The following is a 15,704-nucleotide window of genomic DNA, read 5'->3' as shown; positions in this document are numbered from 1 at the left end:
AAATCGTAAGTCTGTAGAGAGACGTTTTACTAAGTCTTTAATAAAAGGAATACGCTCGGTGATTCGAATGATCAATGAATAGATCATCGCAGAGTAATTAAGCGATAAAACTTGCATGTTAAACAGGCTTACTTGTCGTATAATAGGCATAGAGCATTTCTCCAGTCTGTTAATGTGTGTGTCAGAACTCTCATTATACAGGATTTGGGGAGGTGCTCTATTTTCTTTTCTTTTTATCCTAAGAGCCGTAAGGGCTCAGAGATATGAAATTGATTAAAGGTAAGCGTAAAATAATCCATACTGTCTAAGTGTGGATTATTTTACGCTTATATTCAATTGTTATTAATTACCTGAAGACTTATCCATTTTTTTAAGTATTTCACGTTGCTCTTCTTGTGATAAATTTGTATATAAAACTGTTGTCTCAATTGTGTTATGTCCGAGCTGATCACGAAGGCCAACCAAACTACCACCTTCATCCAACCATTTCTTAGAAAACGAATGACGCAACTTATGGGGGCTTAGACGCTTACCCAAGAGAAAGGCTTGCGAATACTTACCAATTAACTTTTGAATAGTCTCAACTGCTATCGGATTAGCTTGTCCAGCGTACTTGGTTAAAAAGACAAATAGATTCTTAGGGTCCGGTTTGTATAACACGTCTCGCTCATCAAGGTATTTTTTCAAGTCCTTCATAGCGGAAGGGGTAATACTTACTGTATCTAGCTTATTTCCTTTTCGTAACGCGTTAATATCCCCTTTACGATAATCGACATCTGTGACTTGCAAGCCGGCCAATTCATTTACACGGATACCACTGCCTTGAAACAGAGATATGATGGCTACGTCACGAATACGATCACGGTAAAATCGAGAGAGTTGACGAGGGGAGAGTTCCTTCTCGTAGTCATATTTTACGAAATTTAGCAAGCCGTCCATTTCGTTTTTATCCAATATCTGCGAGCTTATTCGTTTCGCACGTCGGGCTATTGACTCAGATTTTTTTGGTGTTTTTATCTTAGCAAATACATTGCGGTAAAAGTAGCATTCACCTTCATCGTTTTCACTCTCAGTAGTTAAGTAGTTAAATAGGGATTTGAGTGACTGAATAAATCGTGACGCACTTGCCTCAGAACGAGTAACGAATACATCTTTTCGTTTTTCAATTTTCTCTTCCATTATCATTTCGACGAAATATTCAACATCTTTCTTTCGTAATGTCTCAAGAACAGCGAAGGGGATATCCGCATTGCTTTCAATGTTCGTCAAACCTTCTGTACGCAGCCAATCGAAGAATTTCTTATAATCATGCAGATAACCGCTAATCGTGCCAGGGGAGAGTCGTGCGCGTTTCTTGGCACGTACAAATTCCACTACATAGAAGGGAAGATGCTCAATAGCTCGTTCAATATGTTGTTCAGCTAAAATGGTCTTTCTAGTTGGGGCCGGCAATGAATATCCTCCTTTGGTCAATAATAATCAAATGTAAGCTAAATGTAATTTTAGCTGATAATGGGAAATTAGTATCGATTTACTGTCACATCTACAGAACTGGTGCTTACAGCGGAAATTAATATTTCATACGTAGTATCTTCTAAAGGAAATGTTCGTGTATCACCAACAGTTAATTCTGTATAAGCAATCGGTTCATTCTTCAAAGCACTCAGCTTTATTGAAATATGATGGATGAGATCTTTTGTAAAATCAATTTCTACTACAGAAACAGTTAGAGCTTCATAAAATGTAAATGAATTACCTTCTTTTATTTCCTGACTTAGTGGTCCTTGTATAGGCAAGTTGTTCACATCCTCCAATACCGTGCTTTCGCTGGCTGCTTCCGTGAGTTCCTGTGCTTTCGCAAGCGAGTGCTCGGTCATTTCTAACTTTGCATTCGATACATTGAATTCAGATTGTAGGTCTATATTTATTTCATTGGATCTTTTCAAGTCATCTTCTAGCCGCGCAATCACTTTTGGTTGAGATTTTCGTTCTTCTTTTTCTCCATTCGAATAACCGATTTGGTAAACTGACATCATTCCTACGGCGACAGATAATATTGATATCATAACCCCTCCAATCCAGGCCCAATAATTCTTTGTAGTGCCAGGCGAAATTGTTTTTTTTATATCATCGATGGATTCAGTCACTTCAGAGACAATTACAGGTGGAACATATTTTTTTTTAGGGGGCGGACTAACAGTAGTAATATTTTTCAAACGGGAACCACGAATGGGTTTTCTTTTAAAATCATTATCATCGTTCACGGATATAACCTCACTTATTTTAGGAGATATTGAGTGGATTTTGCTGTCATTTATTTCGATTCATTAGACTGTCTATTCTCTTTTTAAAAGAGATTGTGTCATTAAATTTTTTATTGAGGATTTTCTTCTTAATATTGTACATAATGAATACACCTAAAGGTAAAACTGTAGCAGATGTACTTATTCTTCCAATAATATCTTCTTCATTAGATTTCAATTCATTAAAAGCATTAATAATGGCATTAACATCATAATTTGCCCATAGTATATATATCCACGTAATAGAGATAACTAAAAATAGATATACTTTATTAGAGACAATAACTAGTATTTTATTAGGTTTTGAATAGGGGAGGGAAACAAAAAAAGATCTAATTGCTGATAAAAAACCGAACATAATAGATACGCACACTACCACAGCATACGTTAAATTAGCTTGAGTTGGGAATAGACTTAGAACAGATATTATTACAAAACTTAATACAGCGACTATAACTCCAAAAGAAACAGTTCCAATCATTTTATGAAACCATCTTTCGGATTTTTTCATTTCTATATACGTTGTAATCAATAATGTGGTTGCGATTGAAAAAGCTATTATTATTGCCAATTCTTGATTTTGAATTAAATATATAAGGCTGAATGCTATCAAATAAATTGAGGTTATAGTTTGAAAACGATAATCCTCATGAAGATAATCTTCCAAAATAATTTCTTTTTCTACCTCTTTTTCTAATCTTAAAAAATCATTATAGTCCATTAGATTCCTTTCTTCCTTCAAGATACTGTTCAATTGGGTCTGCGATAAATAAAAATGCAAAAATTAATACTATTGCGATTCCCGATATTATAACGAAGAGTCTATATGGATACTTATCGAATCAAGCATATCTAACAATTTTTTCATTGTTAATGTCCTCCCAACAAAAATTTATGAGTAAAATGACTGTAAAAGGATAAGAAAATTAAAAAGTCTGTTGAGCTTGATTTATAGCGAAGCTACACCTTATCCAATAACAGGTACAGAAAATTATACCATCGTTTATTAAAAATATCCAATATCGGCTAAATTTGAATTTAGTGTAAAGTTAAAATCGAAATACATCCCCTTCCCCTTTAGTTAAATAATGAACTAGGACAAGAAAGTCTAAACAAATTAGACTTGTGTTTTGTTAATCATTGAATACCCCCTAAGTGTATGTATCATTTCTGTTATCTTTTTACGCTGATTAGCATATGCACCCGGTTCTTGCTAAGGCATTTAATATCTGTATATTGTTAAAAAAATGATTTATAAAAAAGACCTAATTCCTTCTTCTCTTAAGCAAGGAATTAGGCTTCTGTATCTACAACAATCGCGTCCGTTAGTTGAACGAGTCATTATCCTAAGTTATTTCTAGTAACGCTACTTCGATCGTCATAGACGGCTATTTGTCATGCACTACACAGCACGCCAAAAAAGTGTGCTTTTTTTATAGTTCGGGCTTACGCTTCAAATTTATTATTTCTAAAAAAAATAATAACAAAATCCTGCACTAAACAATTAAGAAAAGGCCATTCCTTTGGAGGAGTGACCTTCGTCTCAACTTAATATTTCATAGATTAAAATACGCTTCTAAAAATAATATTCTCTAGAACTAATACCCTCAATTATTTATATCATCTTTACTTTCCGGTAATTGTTCTTCCGCTTTATTAAGAGCCTCAATCTCTTCTTTTGTTCTTGGTTTTCTTTTTTGATTTACATACGGGACTTTTTCAAGAGCTGACTCTACAGATTTCAGATTATCATTTTTAGTATTTCTTGAAAGCTCAAAATCATTTGCTTTAGACATAATTGTACCATCATTATTGTATTTAAACTGTCCTTGTTTCATGCCGATAATTACGTATGCATCTTCGATAATCGGCCCTTCGTATTTCTCAAGAAATAACAACACTGTTTCATTATTTTGGATCTTAGGATCCATATCTCCATCATTCTGCAAAATAGTAATTTCCAGATCTTTATCTAGATTATTGAATTCATCTCTAAATATATCATTCATTTTCACTCGAGTCTTATAAAAAGACAAGTCTTTATACATAAATTCTTCAGATACGCCTGAACCTTTTGCAGTTATGACAATTGGAGAAACTTCTGCCAAATCATCTATTGTAGAAACATTATGGAATAACAAATAATTGTAGTCGTTCGAAACTTTAGATACTTCTATTGCAGCATTATTTTTATTTGTAACCTCAGAGGTGCTTGCAACTTTTTCATTATTCACACCACATCCAGTAATAAGCAGTGCTAAACATATTAAGTAGATTGGTTTTAATTTCATTGTATTATCTCCTCCTAGTAGATGTCCTTTATTCCTGCTTTATCCCCTTCACCAAGGTGCACTTGGTACCAATCTCTCTGAGATGAATCACTCATCACTTCATTCACACAAGAAGCAGACGGGTGATCTAAACCATGTGTATGCCCCAATTCGTGAAGAGCGACATTTTCATATACAGTATGGTCAAACCAAACAGTATTATCATAATGCCAATCGTTCAATTGTATTTTTTTAGGATTGCTGTTTTTATCTGTAAGCCCTACCCACGGTACATTTCCATAGTCATCACTAGAAATTAGTAAATTATTCCCACTACTAACTTGAGAAAACTTAAAAATATTTGGAAATGCATTCTGCCATGTCCGAGCTGCATTGCTTATTCTAGTACTATAGTTATAAGCTCCTCTTTGAGAATAAATATACTTTATATTGACGTTATACGGCGCTACATCTATCCTCTTCCACCCACCATATAAAATAACCTTTTTATAGCATGAGGAAGCAGCTAGAACAGAATTATCACCTACAGCTTGAACAGAATTATCACCTACAGCTTGAACAGGATAATCACCTACAGCTTGAACAGGATAATCATATTCAGCTTGAGCAGAATGATCATTATAACCTAAAAATAATAGGGTAGTCATAAGGAATAAAGCTGTAATTTTTTTTAGCACAAACTGTCACAACCTTTTTTCAAATTTGCTGTTAAATATCGATTATAGAGATGATTATTAACTTCCACCCCAATCTTTATCAAGCGTCTCCTAAATCCAACATTTATCACCATATACACATTATACCATATTGTTTTCATTAAAAATTTTAATATTTCCCTTTTTTGCGACAATAATCGACATTAATTATGATTTATGATGTTGTTTTTTCTCGTAAATAAACCAGTTGCACCTAAGAAAACAGCAAAAAAAGGTGAATAAGAGTAGGAGCCGAAGCTCCTACTCTCACAAATTTTTTAACAAAGCAAAGATTATTATAGTCCCAAATTGCAATATTAACTTAGCCACTTAGATAAATTTCAGTGTATTTATGAATACGCATGTTTTACATCTACCCTAGAAAGCGGATTTTGATCTTGGCTTTGATTTTATGACATTAGACTAGTTTTGCTAATTCTTGTTCAAAAACGACTGCTGGCTGCTGATAGTTTAGAATCTTTCGTGGTAGGTTGTTGAGCGTCTGATAAATGCGTTTTATTGTTTTCCTAGAGTAATCTGAAATTGCTTTCCCTTTAGGAATGTAGCGTCTAAGAAGCCCATTATGTCGCTCGTTGCAGCCTCTTTCATAGGAAGCGTAAGGCCGTGCGAAATAGACATCCGTGATGCCTTCCAAACTCGCTGTCAAATTGGAGAACTCACTTCCATTATCAGAAGTAATTGTCTTGAACACTTTGGGGAAGAGTTCTCCATAAAAGTTCTGTAATTGTTTTATACCATGGTCAACAGAGTCGTGGTCTTGATCATCAATTTTGATTGCGTAATAGAATCTACTTTTACGTTCAACGAGGGTCAGTAATGCATTGTCGTCGGACTTCTTGCCTTCTACCGTGTCAATCTGCCAGTGACCAAATTCCGCTCTGTCTTCAATTTCAAGGGGACGTTCTTCAATACTTGTACCCAAGATTCGACGATGTTTTCGGACGCGTTTCGTCTTTGTATTCAGTCTTAATTTCAAAGGTAAATCAATGTTTCGAACGCTCAATACACACTGATCTATGTAGTTATAAAGTGTTTTAGTGGACACCATAGGCTTGTTTTTCCAATCGTCTTGCTGTTTTGAAAATCCAACCACTGCATCAGGTGACCAGTCTTGATTCATAATTTTTTCACAAGCAAAATCAACAAATTCGATGGCTTTCAGCAATTTACTTTTCGCACCACAATTCTTCCTATTGTGTTCATACACAGCCTGCCCTGTTTCGGGAAAATAGGCCTTGTAGGGCTTTCTTCCAGTCTTGAGTTGTGTCGTTGTTCCACGCTTTAATTCATTGGCAATCGTTTGGTGGGCGCGGTCCAAGCGTCTAGCAATTTCTCGATTCGAATGTCCGTGTCCATGTAACGCGGCAATTTTTCCACGTTCAAAAGAGGTAAGGTGTTTAAAGTTACGTTTTTGTATGGTATTCTGTGGGTGTGCCATTATAAAACTTCCTCTCATTGTTAGTCTGCTAACTTCAATGATACACGAAATTATATAATGGCCATTTTTTTGTCTAAATTCAGGTGGCTAAGTTGATTTTACAACTAGCCAGATTATTATAGTTCTCTAATTTTATGTATAAGTATTTGACGCTCTAATTTTGAAAATCCAGCGTCATCATCAAGTTGTTTAATAGAACGTGAATCTCTCTCCATTCTTCTTGAATTTATGGATTGAAGTTCAGCTTGTCGTTTCTCTTCCGATTCAGCGTTATCGCTCTTGAGTTTGTCCATCCAATTTTCCTATTCTTCCTCATCTTCGTAGGTTTGGTGCGAACTACTTGAATGAACAGAGTATATAAAACTATGTCCGAAATCTTTTCTTCGCAACAATTCCTTGCTTTGTAAGTGGTTTAATACCTCTTTCAAGAGTACTTAAAGATACTTCTGCACGGTCAGATACTTCCTCATTTGTAAAATTACTTCGACCCTCTTCATGTATTAGTAATTTTGTGTAATGCAGAATAGAAGTGGTTCTTACGGTGGTTTGGTGATAGCTGTTTTTGGATATTAGATAAATATAGTATCCAAAGGAGGAGTAGACATGATTCCCTGGTCAGCACCCGATCCTCATTTAGAATTGATTCATGTGTCTTCAGTCGGGAACTCATTACTTATAACCGTAAAAAGTAATCGTTCCTCTGCTCGTTGTCCTCAGTGTCATGCTAGATGTAATAATGTCCATAGTCGCTATACTCGGAGTGTCCAAGATCTGCCGATTAGTGATCAGACAGTTTACCTGATTATTATTGCCAATAAATGGTTTTGCACACATGCTAACTGTTCGATTAAAATCTTTGCGGAAAGATTTGAAGGAATATCTACCAATGGTAAACGAACAAATCGCACGATCGATGTACTTAGAAAAATGGCTTTCTCTTCGAGTTGTCTTGCCGCTGAAAAGGTGGCATTAGCTGCACATATTCCAGTAAGCCATGATACATTACTTTCTATTATTAAGCGTACTAACATCAGTCCTAAGGTGTCTCCCTTCCTTGGACTCGATTATTTTGCTTTCAAGAAAGGCCATACCTACGGAACTTTGATATGTGACCTTCGATCCCATGAACCGTTAGCTATTCTACCTGATCGCCAACCGGCAACCATCACCAATTGGCTTAAGGCACATCCGTTTGTACAGGTTGTAAGTCGCGATGGGTTTAGCGGATTTCGTCAAGGTATTACCATGGCTGATTCATCTATCACACAAGTTTATGATCGATTTCATTTTATTCGTAATGCAAAAAGGCAACTTGACTCCTATGTAGCTTCGATTTTACCACCTAAGATTTCATGGTCATAAGCAACCGAAAAAACAGAAAATATCCAGTTAACAAGAGCTGAACAAAGGATTCATGACAGTCAGAAGAATAAATGGACATTGATTCAAGAAATTCAGGAAAAATATAAGCAAGGAAAGAACATCACATACCTCGCGAACGAATACCATCTCGATTGGCGTACGGTTCAAAAGTACTCAAAAATAGAAAATCCACCTGATAACCGCAAACATCGATTCCGTTTGACGGAGCCCTTTGAAAATTTGATGACACAGTTGGAGATAGAAAGGCATACCGTAAAGGAATCTATGCAGCTATCCAAAAGATAGGCTATGCCGGTACCTTTTCAGGTGTTCGAACATATATAGAAAGCATTAGAAAAGATCGGAAAAATAATATCTCTAGGGAGAAAACACTTTCCATTGCTAGAAGAAAAGTTTGCCTTTGGATGTGGGGGTTCCTAGGAGAACTAGAAGCAGATGAAAAGATATATCTACATCGTGTATTTGAAGATTATCCTGAACTAAAGTTTGTCTATAAATGTATCCAAAGTTTTCGTAATGTGATTAAAAATTGCGATGTAGAAGGTTTAATCATGTGGTTGAAGGATCAACTCACAAGTAAAATACAACCATTTTACTATTATGCAGTCCGTCTGAGAAGCGACATTCAATCAGTTAAAAACGCCCTCATTCAACCCTTTAGTAATGGACTACTCGAAGGTCAAGTCAATCGACTAAAATCAATCAAAAGAATGACTTACGGAAGAGCCGGTTTGTTAGTTCTAGAAAAGAGAGTCCTATACCGACTATAGAAACTATTTTCAAAAAACGTTACATAATATATATAACTAGATGCGTAGCTCTTCACCAAACTGTCGTAAGAACCATAGAAGTACAGACCTTTGCAACGTATTTGTGTAAGCGTCAAATAGGTTCTTTCCAACGTTAGTTGAATTTACGAGATTCAAGCAATAATAGTTTATTCCGTAGAAGTTCAAAACTGTTTCTGCCATACATGATCCGTTTGATAGTTTTTAACTTATTTACGCTACCTTCAGCTAATCCGTTGTTATAGGGATGCGTACATGCATTTTCAACCGCATCTATATCCTTTTTAATGCCATTGAGAAAACTAGTTAATTCATTTATTTCGAGGGCTGCGGCCTCTGAAATCCATGTATGTAACAACTTTTTATCTCCCGAATGAAGAATCTCCTTGAAGCGCCAAACCAAGCGAAGTAATGTACCGACTATTGGATACTTTTGAACAACGTTTTTTACTTGTTCGGGGGAAATTGCTTTCACTTTATTTAGTGGCTTGTAGAGTAACTTTACAAGCCATTTTCTATCCACAATCTCTGTGGGACCAGCAGTCACTTCGTCTGCCAGATCACTTTGCAACCTTTTTTCTTTCGCTATGAATTGTCTAATTGCAGCTTATTTTGGCGTGATGGAAGCTGTAGAAGAGTAAGCGTCAAATAGCTTCCGTCTGCTTATATTGACAAACGAGATATTATAGAACCTGAAAGAAAAGAATAGATAAGCTATTTCTGCTTATCTATCCTTTCTTGTCGTTATAATACAATGGCTTTTTCATGTGCATCTTCTTTTTGTGTGTATAATTTAGCTTGTTCTCTAAATAAATTTGCATAATCCTTATCTATACCCATTAAATAGGAATGGGAACCTTGTTCAATAATTTCACCGTCCTTTAGATAAAGAATTTCATCAGCAAATGGTGCAATTCCTAATCTATGAGAAATTATTATAAGGGATTTGTTTTCTATATGATCAAATATTTCTTTCAATACTTGCAATTCTGAGTTAGGGTCTAATGACGATGTTGGCTCATCTAATATAAGTAAATCCGAATTTTTAATTAGTAATCTAGCGATTGCTATTTTTTGCCATTGACCACCAGATAAATCTTGGCTTTTATTGAAATATTTCCCTAATACGGTTTCGTATTTGTCAGGAAGTTGTTCAATAAAATCACTTATTCCTGCACTATTCGCAGCTTGTTCAATTTTCTCTTGATTTTCAATATCTCGAATATTTCCCATTCCGATATTATCTCTAACCGAAAAGTAATATTGGACATAATCTTGAAATAAAACAGATAATTTACTATAGAAAATATCTTTATCTAAATCCTGTAATTTATGATTATTAATAAATACTTGTCCTTCTGATGGGTCAAGCAAACCTACTAAACACTTAATTAAAGAGGTCTTTCCTGAGCCATTCGGTCCAACAATAACTATTTTTTTTCCTTTTGTTATTTCAAAATTAATATTTTTAAGGGATTTATTTTGATTAGATGGATATTGAAAGGAAAGGGACTCTACCCTCAATTGTTTAATTTCTTCAATTTTTATTTTTTTACGGGAGTCCTTATCAGTACTGAATCGTAATTTGAACTGGTGATATTCATCTAAAATTAAACTGTTCGAATATAAATTAGAAATTGTTACGGATGTTGATTCAAGGGTATCTTGAAAACTTTGAATTGATTGAAGAACAGCTACAAAACTTCCTATACTTATTTTCCCTATTTTAATAAAGTAAATACACAATAATCCTGAAATAACAACTGATATACTAAGAATCATTTCTGGTATAAATCGATATCTACTTTCTTTAATCAAAAGCCCTATTTTCTTTTTACTTTCATATAATAAATTTTGCTTCCATTTATTAAGAAGATAATCTCCTAAATTTAATAACTTTAATTCTTTTAGTGTTTCTTTTTTTTGGAATAAATTAGATATATAATACTCTTTTCTTGAGTATTCAGTTAAGTGTCTATTCATTAAGTATTTCTCTTTTGTTAATTTGAATTGAATTATATATAAAGGTATAATACAAAAAGTTACAAGAAAGATAAATAACCAGCTAATTTGAGCTAGGTAAATCAGTATAGTAATAAATGTACATATATTTCTTATTAACTCTATTGAGCTTTTAAAACATATAACTAACTCTGCATCAATGTTCTTAATCCGATCAATTATATTATAGATACTAGGATCTTCAAAATGTTTATATTTCATGCTATAAAATAATTGGATTACTTCTTGTTTAACATTCAACTTTACATCTATACTTAATTTTTCACTTACTATTGCGGAAATTTGTATTATAAAATAGGAAACCAAAGATAAACAAATTTGAATTAAAAAGATTATTGCAACATTATTGAAATTGGTTCCTTCATTTATCATTTTCATTAGTTCATCTATTAACTTTTGAGTTAATACAATTATCATGACGGGCATAAAACCTTGGATCGCTGCTAGAAAAATTAAAGATATACTTGGAAATAAGGAAAAAAGAATGCAAATTTTAACTGAGTAGTAAGCATTATATAACAATCTTTTCATATATTACTCCTGTTTTTATATAATAGGAAATTATTACTTAAAGTGTACCATATAAACCATATCATGACAATTTGTTGGGAATTCAAGTGAGAAATTTACTTCTTCTAACTATATTCAATGGAGTTCCCTAAGCGCAATGCCTACGGCTTTAGACGCTTCTATTACTTTAAATGAAAATTCTTATTAATCATAAAAAAGAAATCGGTATTCATTTAGGATCATGGGTGACGTGTAAATCACACCTCAACATTTGACTAAGAACCTTCTTTCACAAGTTTAGTTTGTAACTAGTTTAAATTATTTATATTTTATTTATATCTGGGATAATTCCGTGTTCTTTTAATTCCCACAGGAATTTTTGTTCATGAGGAGTGAAAATCTTAAATATTCCTTCTTGATCAAGCATAAAGAAAACGGGAAAAAATTCAAACCCAATTTTTTTAATGAAGTCATCCTTATAATAAAGAGTTTGAAAGCTTTGTTGAAAGAGGGATAAATATTCCTGAGCTTCTAAGTCATCTTTATGCAGAAACAAATAATAGTTTCTTGTAGATAATAGGAATGAACTTTGATTAATAAAATTTTCGAAGTGAGTCACGGTGGTTGTCAAGATAGTTGTCGCATATTGCTCTCTTCCTAGATTAGCTATTTAGTCAATATCAATTGATTTCTTTACCGCTCTTTTCAACTCGGATTTTCTCTTTCATCGGATTCAACGCGACTGATTCATGTGGACGCCAGTTGCGTGTTGATCCTGCCCATCGTTCTGGATGTTTTTGTTTTGCGAGCTTATATACTTCATGACGTTTTTTAAGTACCTCAATATGTACACCTGTGTGACGTTGTTCCGGAGTAACGAAATTTATTCCACTATGCTGATGATCATGCGTATGCCAATGAACGAACCTTGCGGTCCACTCCCGAGCTTTTTCGGCTGACTCGAATCCGTTGAATGGGAATTCTGGCCGATATTTCAGAGTCCGGAAGATTGCTTCTGAATACGGGTTGTCGTTACTCACCCGTGGTCTAGAATAAGAGCTTTGGATGCCCAATGTTTCAAGTAGCGTTTGAAATGTCGCTGCCTTCATCGGGCTACCATTATCAGAGTGTAGGACGAGCGGAGACCCATGTATTTTTTCTCTCACAATGGTTTTCTTTATTAATTCTTCAGCGTGAGCAGCGTCTTCCGTTTCCCAAACTTCCCATCCGACAATCTTTCTACTAAATAAATCGATGATTAAATAAAGCTTATAATAAAGACCTTTAACAGGCCCTTTCAACCACGTAATATCCCAGGTCCATACTTGATTTGGGGCTGTTGTAAACGCTATACTAAAATGGACAATTACTGCTAAATAAGATTGAACACTTTCACCCAACAAATACCCCTCACCCGTTATACTACTAAAGTAGCTAACTGGTAGGAGGATGAAAGGTGAAAAATAAACTTATGTTATATTTAACAATCCAACAAATGACAGAACAGAGTTTTTCTATCTCACAAATTGCAAAAGAATTAAAAATATCCCGTACAACAGTTTACAAGTACTTGGAAATGACACTTGAGGAGTCATATGAATGGGCAAATTCCCTGAGTTCTAGAAAGAAAAGACTAGATCAACATAAAGAATGGCTTCTTGCATGGCTTCAAGAGTATCCACATTTGTCAGCTGCGCAAATGCAAGATTGGTTACTTGAAAGATTTCCCGATTTTATAGTTGCAGAAAGTACAATGCGATTGTATGTTAACCAACTACGCGAGGAATATCAGATTGAAAAGAAGCCAAGGGAAAGAACATATGAAGCGATTGAAGAGCAACCTATGGGAAAACAAATGCAGGTTGATTGGGGAGAAACTCGTCAAAAAACAAAAGACAAGCGGGAGGTTAAATTGTATTGTATCTGCTTCGTCTTGTCCCACTCCCGTTATAAATACGTAGAATGGAAAGACCGTCCGTTTACAACGCGTGACACGATTAGATGCCATGAAAATGCCTTTCAATTTTTTGGTGGCATTCCAGAGGAAATCGTATATGACCAGGATCATTTAATTACAGTCAGCGAAAATAGCGGAGATATTATTTTGACTGGGGAATTTCAATCTTATAAGGAACAAAGAAAATTCCGGATGTATTTATGTCGAAAAGCAGATCCAGAAACAAAAGGGAAAATAGAAAATGTGGTGAAATACGTAAAAGGTAATTTCGCGGATAGTCGCGTTTTCACAACAATTGATAATTGGAATGAACGATGCCTAGAATGGCTGAAACGAACGGGGAATTTCAAGGTTCATAGCAACACAAAAAAAAGACCGGCAGAAGTGTTTCTCCTCGAAAAGCAACACTTAAAACCAGTCTCCCATCTAACTTTATTTGAAGATACTAATGGGTCAAGTATAACAAGAACAGTCAACAAGGACAATACGATTCACTATAAATCCAATCGATATTCTGTTCCACTTGGCACATATAGACCCAAGGGTCTTAACAAGGTATCTATAGAAATGCATAAAGACGAAGATAATCGCCAACATCTCGTGATTACAAGATATCCAGAGGGCGAGGTTTTAGCTAAGCATCCTGTAGAATTAACAAAAGGAAAATTAATAAAAAATCGTAATCATAGCCGGGATCGCTCAAAAGGGATTCAAGCGTATAAGGAAACCGTCATACGTCAGTTTAAAAACGCAGAGCTAGCAACTACCTATATTGATGAGGTATTAGAAAATTACCCGCGATATAAAAGGGATCAGCTAGGCATTCTTCATAAAGTAACGATTGATTATGCAGCCTTTATCGATTCTGCCTTACAAAAATGTTTGGATGAACATTTGATGAGTGCAAATGATTTTAGCGATGTCGCTAAGTATTTAGGTACATTATCTTCTGAAGAACAGCAAATCCAGGTATCTAAACCCGTACAATCCACGTCTTATAATATACGGGTCGATACACGCCCAATCAGTACATACACCAAAATTTTGGAAGGTGCCATGTCATGAGCGAAAGCATAGAAAATTTACAAGACTATTTCAAACAGCTTCGATTAGCTGAGACTGCTAGCGAATTGCCCAACCTTTTACGAAGAGCTGAACAAGCTTCATGGACATATAGGGAATTCGTGCAAGAAATCGTTCAATTTGAGTTACTAAAGCGTGAAGAAAAGAGTCGGGAAAAGCGTATGAAATGGGCGAAATTTCCCTATCTGAAAACAGTGAAGGAATTTGATTTATCTGATCAAACCTCCCTCAGCCAGCGTCAGTTGAACCAGTTAGAGGAAATGACTTGGCTTGAACAACAATACAATTTAATTTTACTTGGCCCTCCTGGCGTTGGCAAAACACATTTAGCCATAGGCTTAGGGATAGAAGCCATTCAAAAAGGTTTTCAAGTAATGTTCGTGCCAATGGGCGAATTAATTACGCTTTTAAAAACACGTGAATATACACGGAAATCACAAGTGCAACTGAATCGAATAGAAGCATCGGATTTAGTTATTATTGACGACTTAATGTATATGGCAATGGATCAGCGAGAGGCCAACTTATTTTTCCATCTAGTCAATCATCTTTATGAGCGTAGTTCTCTGATTTTAACCTCTAATAAAAGCCCAGATCAATGGGGCGAATTATTAGGTGATGACGGAATTACAACAGCCATCTTAGACCGTTTACTCCATAGAGTAGAAATTATTCAAATGAATGAAGATAGCTATCGTATGAAGCATCGGAAAACCATGTTTTAATTTGGATATGTATACAGGTATTTTAATTATAGAAACCGGAGGTTAGTGGCCGATGTTGAATTTGACTGTACAGGAATTGTGGGAATTCATTTTAGATTCTGGGCTATCTTGCGACCGTGAAATGGTTGAGAATTGGTTGCGGGATGGGTCATTAAAATGCATCAAAGACGGTGACAACTATCGCGTTGCGGAGCAGTATATTGATAGCTTTGTTTATGACTTACGATGGGAAGGCACCATATATGAAAGAGGTATTGATGACACGGAAAAAATCGAACGATTATTACTAGAAGTAAAAGAATTAAAAGAAGAAATATCAAAGCTTAAAACTAAAAATGCCTCGCTAGAACAAAAACTAGGAATAGGGCCATTTTAAACACTAATTTTCCTGCCTTCAACTTGGGGGCAGGAAAAAAACAAACGAAAGTGTTCAAAGTTAATTAGCAAAAGTGTTCAATTCTACTTGACGCTTACATTCCATTGTGTTA

Annotated in this window: 16 protein-coding genes; 5 read left to right on the top strand and 11 right to left on the bottom strand. The window is 35.0% G+C overall.

Features of this window, described 5'->3' with window-relative positions:
• Positions 1–342: 342 nt before the first annotated feature.
• The 7 genes from xerS to I2483_RS18365 form a co-directional block, all read right to left on the bottom strand.
• Positions 343–1,452 carry a tyrosine recombinase XerS gene (gene xerS / locus I2483_RS18395; protein WP_207151621.1) on the bottom strand — a complete coding sequence of 370 codons (1,110 nt, stop codon included), beginning with the start codon at positions 1,450–1,452 and terminating at the stop codon, positions 343–345.
• A gap of 68 nt (positions 1,453–1,520) precedes the next feature.
• Entirely contained in the window at positions 1,521–2,264 is a 744-nt protein-coding gene (locus I2483_RS18390; protein WP_207151620.1) for a hypothetical protein, read from the bottom strand.
• A gap of 46 nt (positions 2,265–2,310) precedes the next feature.
• Complete coding sequence (locus I2483_RS18385) at positions 2,311–3,024, bottom strand: hypothetical protein (RefSeq protein ID WP_207151619.1); 714 nt, start codon at positions 3,022–3,024, stop codon at positions 2,311–2,313.
• A gap of 886 nt (positions 3,025–3,910) precedes the next feature.
• Positions 3,911–4,594: a hypothetical protein gene (locus tag I2483_RS18380; protein ID WP_207151618.1), complete on the bottom strand. Its 684-nt coding sequence runs from the start codon at positions 4,592–4,594 to the stop codon at positions 3,911–3,913.
• 14 nt (positions 4,595–4,608) lie between these two features.
• A complete protein-coding gene (locus tag I2483_RS18375) occupies positions 4,609–5,271 on the bottom strand; it encodes a matrixin family metalloprotease (RefSeq protein WP_207151617.1) in 663 nt (220 codons plus the stop codon).
• A 436-nt stretch (positions 5,272–5,707) separates the two neighbouring features.
• Positions 5,708–6,751, bottom strand: a complete 1,044-nt coding sequence (locus I2483_RS18370) for an IS30 family transposase (RefSeq protein ID WP_481886358.1) — start codon at positions 6,749–6,751, stop codon at positions 5,708–5,710.
• Positions 6,752–6,864: 113 nt separating this feature from the next.
• Complete coding sequence (locus tag I2483_RS18365) at positions 6,865–7,041, bottom strand: hypothetical protein (protein ID WP_207151615.1); 177 nt, start codon at positions 7,039–7,041, stop codon at positions 6,865–6,867.
• 310 nt (positions 7,042–7,351) lie between these two features.
• Between I2483_RS18365 and I2483_RS19545 the strand changes: the two genes are divergently transcribed.
• Together I2483_RS19545 and I2483_RS19785 are read left to right on the top strand one after the other, a co-directional pair.
• Positions 7,352–8,110, top strand: a complete 759-nt coding sequence (locus tag I2483_RS19545; protein ID WP_255550516.1) for a transposase — start codon at positions 7,352–7,354, stop codon at positions 8,108–8,110.
• 281 nt (positions 8,111–8,391) lie between these two features.
• Entirely contained in the window at positions 8,392–8,901 is a 510-nt protein-coding gene (locus I2483_RS19785; RefSeq protein WP_207151656.1) for a transposase, read from the top strand.
• Positions 8,902–9,034: 133 nt separating this feature from the next.
• Here I2483_RS19785 and I2483_RS18345 read toward each other — a convergent pair whose 3' ends face one another.
• The 4 genes from I2483_RS18345 to I2483_RS18330 all read right to left on the bottom strand — a co-directional run bounded on the left by I2483_RS18345 (position 9,035) and on the right by I2483_RS18330 (position 12,851).
• Positions 9,035–9,490, bottom strand: coding sequence for a transposase (locus I2483_RS18345; protein WP_207151614.1), 456 nt, complete (start codon positions 9,488–9,490; stop codon positions 9,035–9,037).
• A gap of 173 nt (positions 9,491–9,663) precedes the next feature.
• Positions 9,664–11,472, bottom strand: a complete 1,809-nt coding sequence (locus tag I2483_RS18340; protein WP_207151613.1) for an ABC transporter ATP-binding protein — start codon at positions 11,470–11,472, stop codon at positions 9,664–9,666.
• Between the two features lie 301 nt (positions 11,473–11,773).
• On the bottom strand, positions 11,774–12,007 hold the full coding sequence (locus I2483_RS18335) for a hypothetical protein (protein WP_207151612.1): 234 nt from the start codon (positions 12,005–12,007) through the stop codon (positions 11,774–11,776).
• A gap of 124 nt (positions 12,008–12,131) precedes the next feature.
• Entirely contained in the window at positions 12,132–12,851 is a 720-nt protein-coding gene (locus I2483_RS18330; protein ID WP_207278534.1) for a DDE-type integrase/transposase/recombinase, read from the bottom strand.
• Between the two features lie 71 nt (positions 12,852–12,922).
• Between I2483_RS18330 and istA the strand changes: the two genes are divergently transcribed.
• Genes istA through I2483_RS18315 form a run of 3 tightly spaced genes read left to right on the top strand, consistent with a single transcriptional unit; the run spans position 12,923 to position 15,592 of the window.
• The gene (gene istA, locus I2483_RS18325; protein WP_207278535.1) at positions 12,923–14,473 is read left to right on the top strand and encodes an IS21 family transposase; all 1,551 of its coding nucleotides are present in this window, start codon (positions 12,923–12,925) and stop codon (positions 14,471–14,473) included.
• Complete coding sequence (gene istB, locus I2483_RS18320; RefSeq protein WP_207278533.1) at positions 14,470–15,216, top strand: IS21-like element helper ATPase IstB; 747 nt, start codon at positions 14,470–14,472, stop codon at positions 15,214–15,216. The genes istA and istB overlap by 4 nt, the downstream gene beginning before the upstream one ends.
• A gap of 52 nt (positions 15,217–15,268) precedes the next feature.
• The gene (locus I2483_RS18315) at positions 15,269–15,592 is read left to right on the top strand and encodes a hypothetical protein (protein ID WP_207278532.1); all 324 of its coding nucleotides are present in this window, start codon (positions 15,269–15,271) and stop codon (positions 15,590–15,592) included.
• Positions 15,593–15,704: the final 112 nt, after the last annotated feature.

Source organism: Sporosarcina sp. E16_3 (assembly GCF_017347125.1).
Classification (GTDB): Bacteria; Bacillota; Bacilli; order Bacillales_A; family Planococcaceae; genus Sporosarcina.
This window is presented reverse-complemented; position numbering and strand designations above follow the sequence as displayed.

Excerpts from the sequence above, each read along its gene's own strand:
- I2483_RS18385 (WP_207151619.1), bottom strand. The coding sequence starts at position 3,024 with ATGGACTATAATGATTTTTTAAGATTAGAAAAAGAGGTAGAAAAAGAA.
- I2483_RS18380 (WP_207151618.1), bottom strand. The coding sequence starts at position 4,594 with ATGAAATTAAAACCAATCTACTTAATATGTTTAGCACTGCTTATTACT.
- I2483_RS18365 (WP_207151615.1), bottom strand. The coding sequence starts at position 7,041 with ATGGACAAACTCAAGAGCGATAACGCTGAATCGGAAGAGAAACGACAA.
- I2483_RS19545 (WP_255550516.1), top strand. The coding sequence starts at position 7,352 with ATGATTCCCTGGTCAGCACCCGATCCTCATTTAGAATTGATTCATGTG.
- I2483_RS18340 (WP_207151613.1), bottom strand. The coding sequence starts at position 11,472 with ATGAAAAGATTGTTATATAATGCTTACTACTCAGTTAAAATTTGCATT.
- istA (WP_207278535.1), top strand. The coding sequence starts at position 12,923 with ATGTTATATTTAACAATCCAACAAATGACAGAACAGAGTTTTTCTATC.
- istB (WP_207278533.1), top strand. The coding sequence starts at position 14,470 with ATGAGCGAAAGCATAGAAAATTTACAAGACTATTTCAAACAGCTTCGA.
- I2483_RS18315 (WP_207278532.1), top strand. The coding sequence starts at position 15,269 with ATGTTGAATTTGACTGTACAGGAATTGTGGGAATTCATTTTAGATTCT.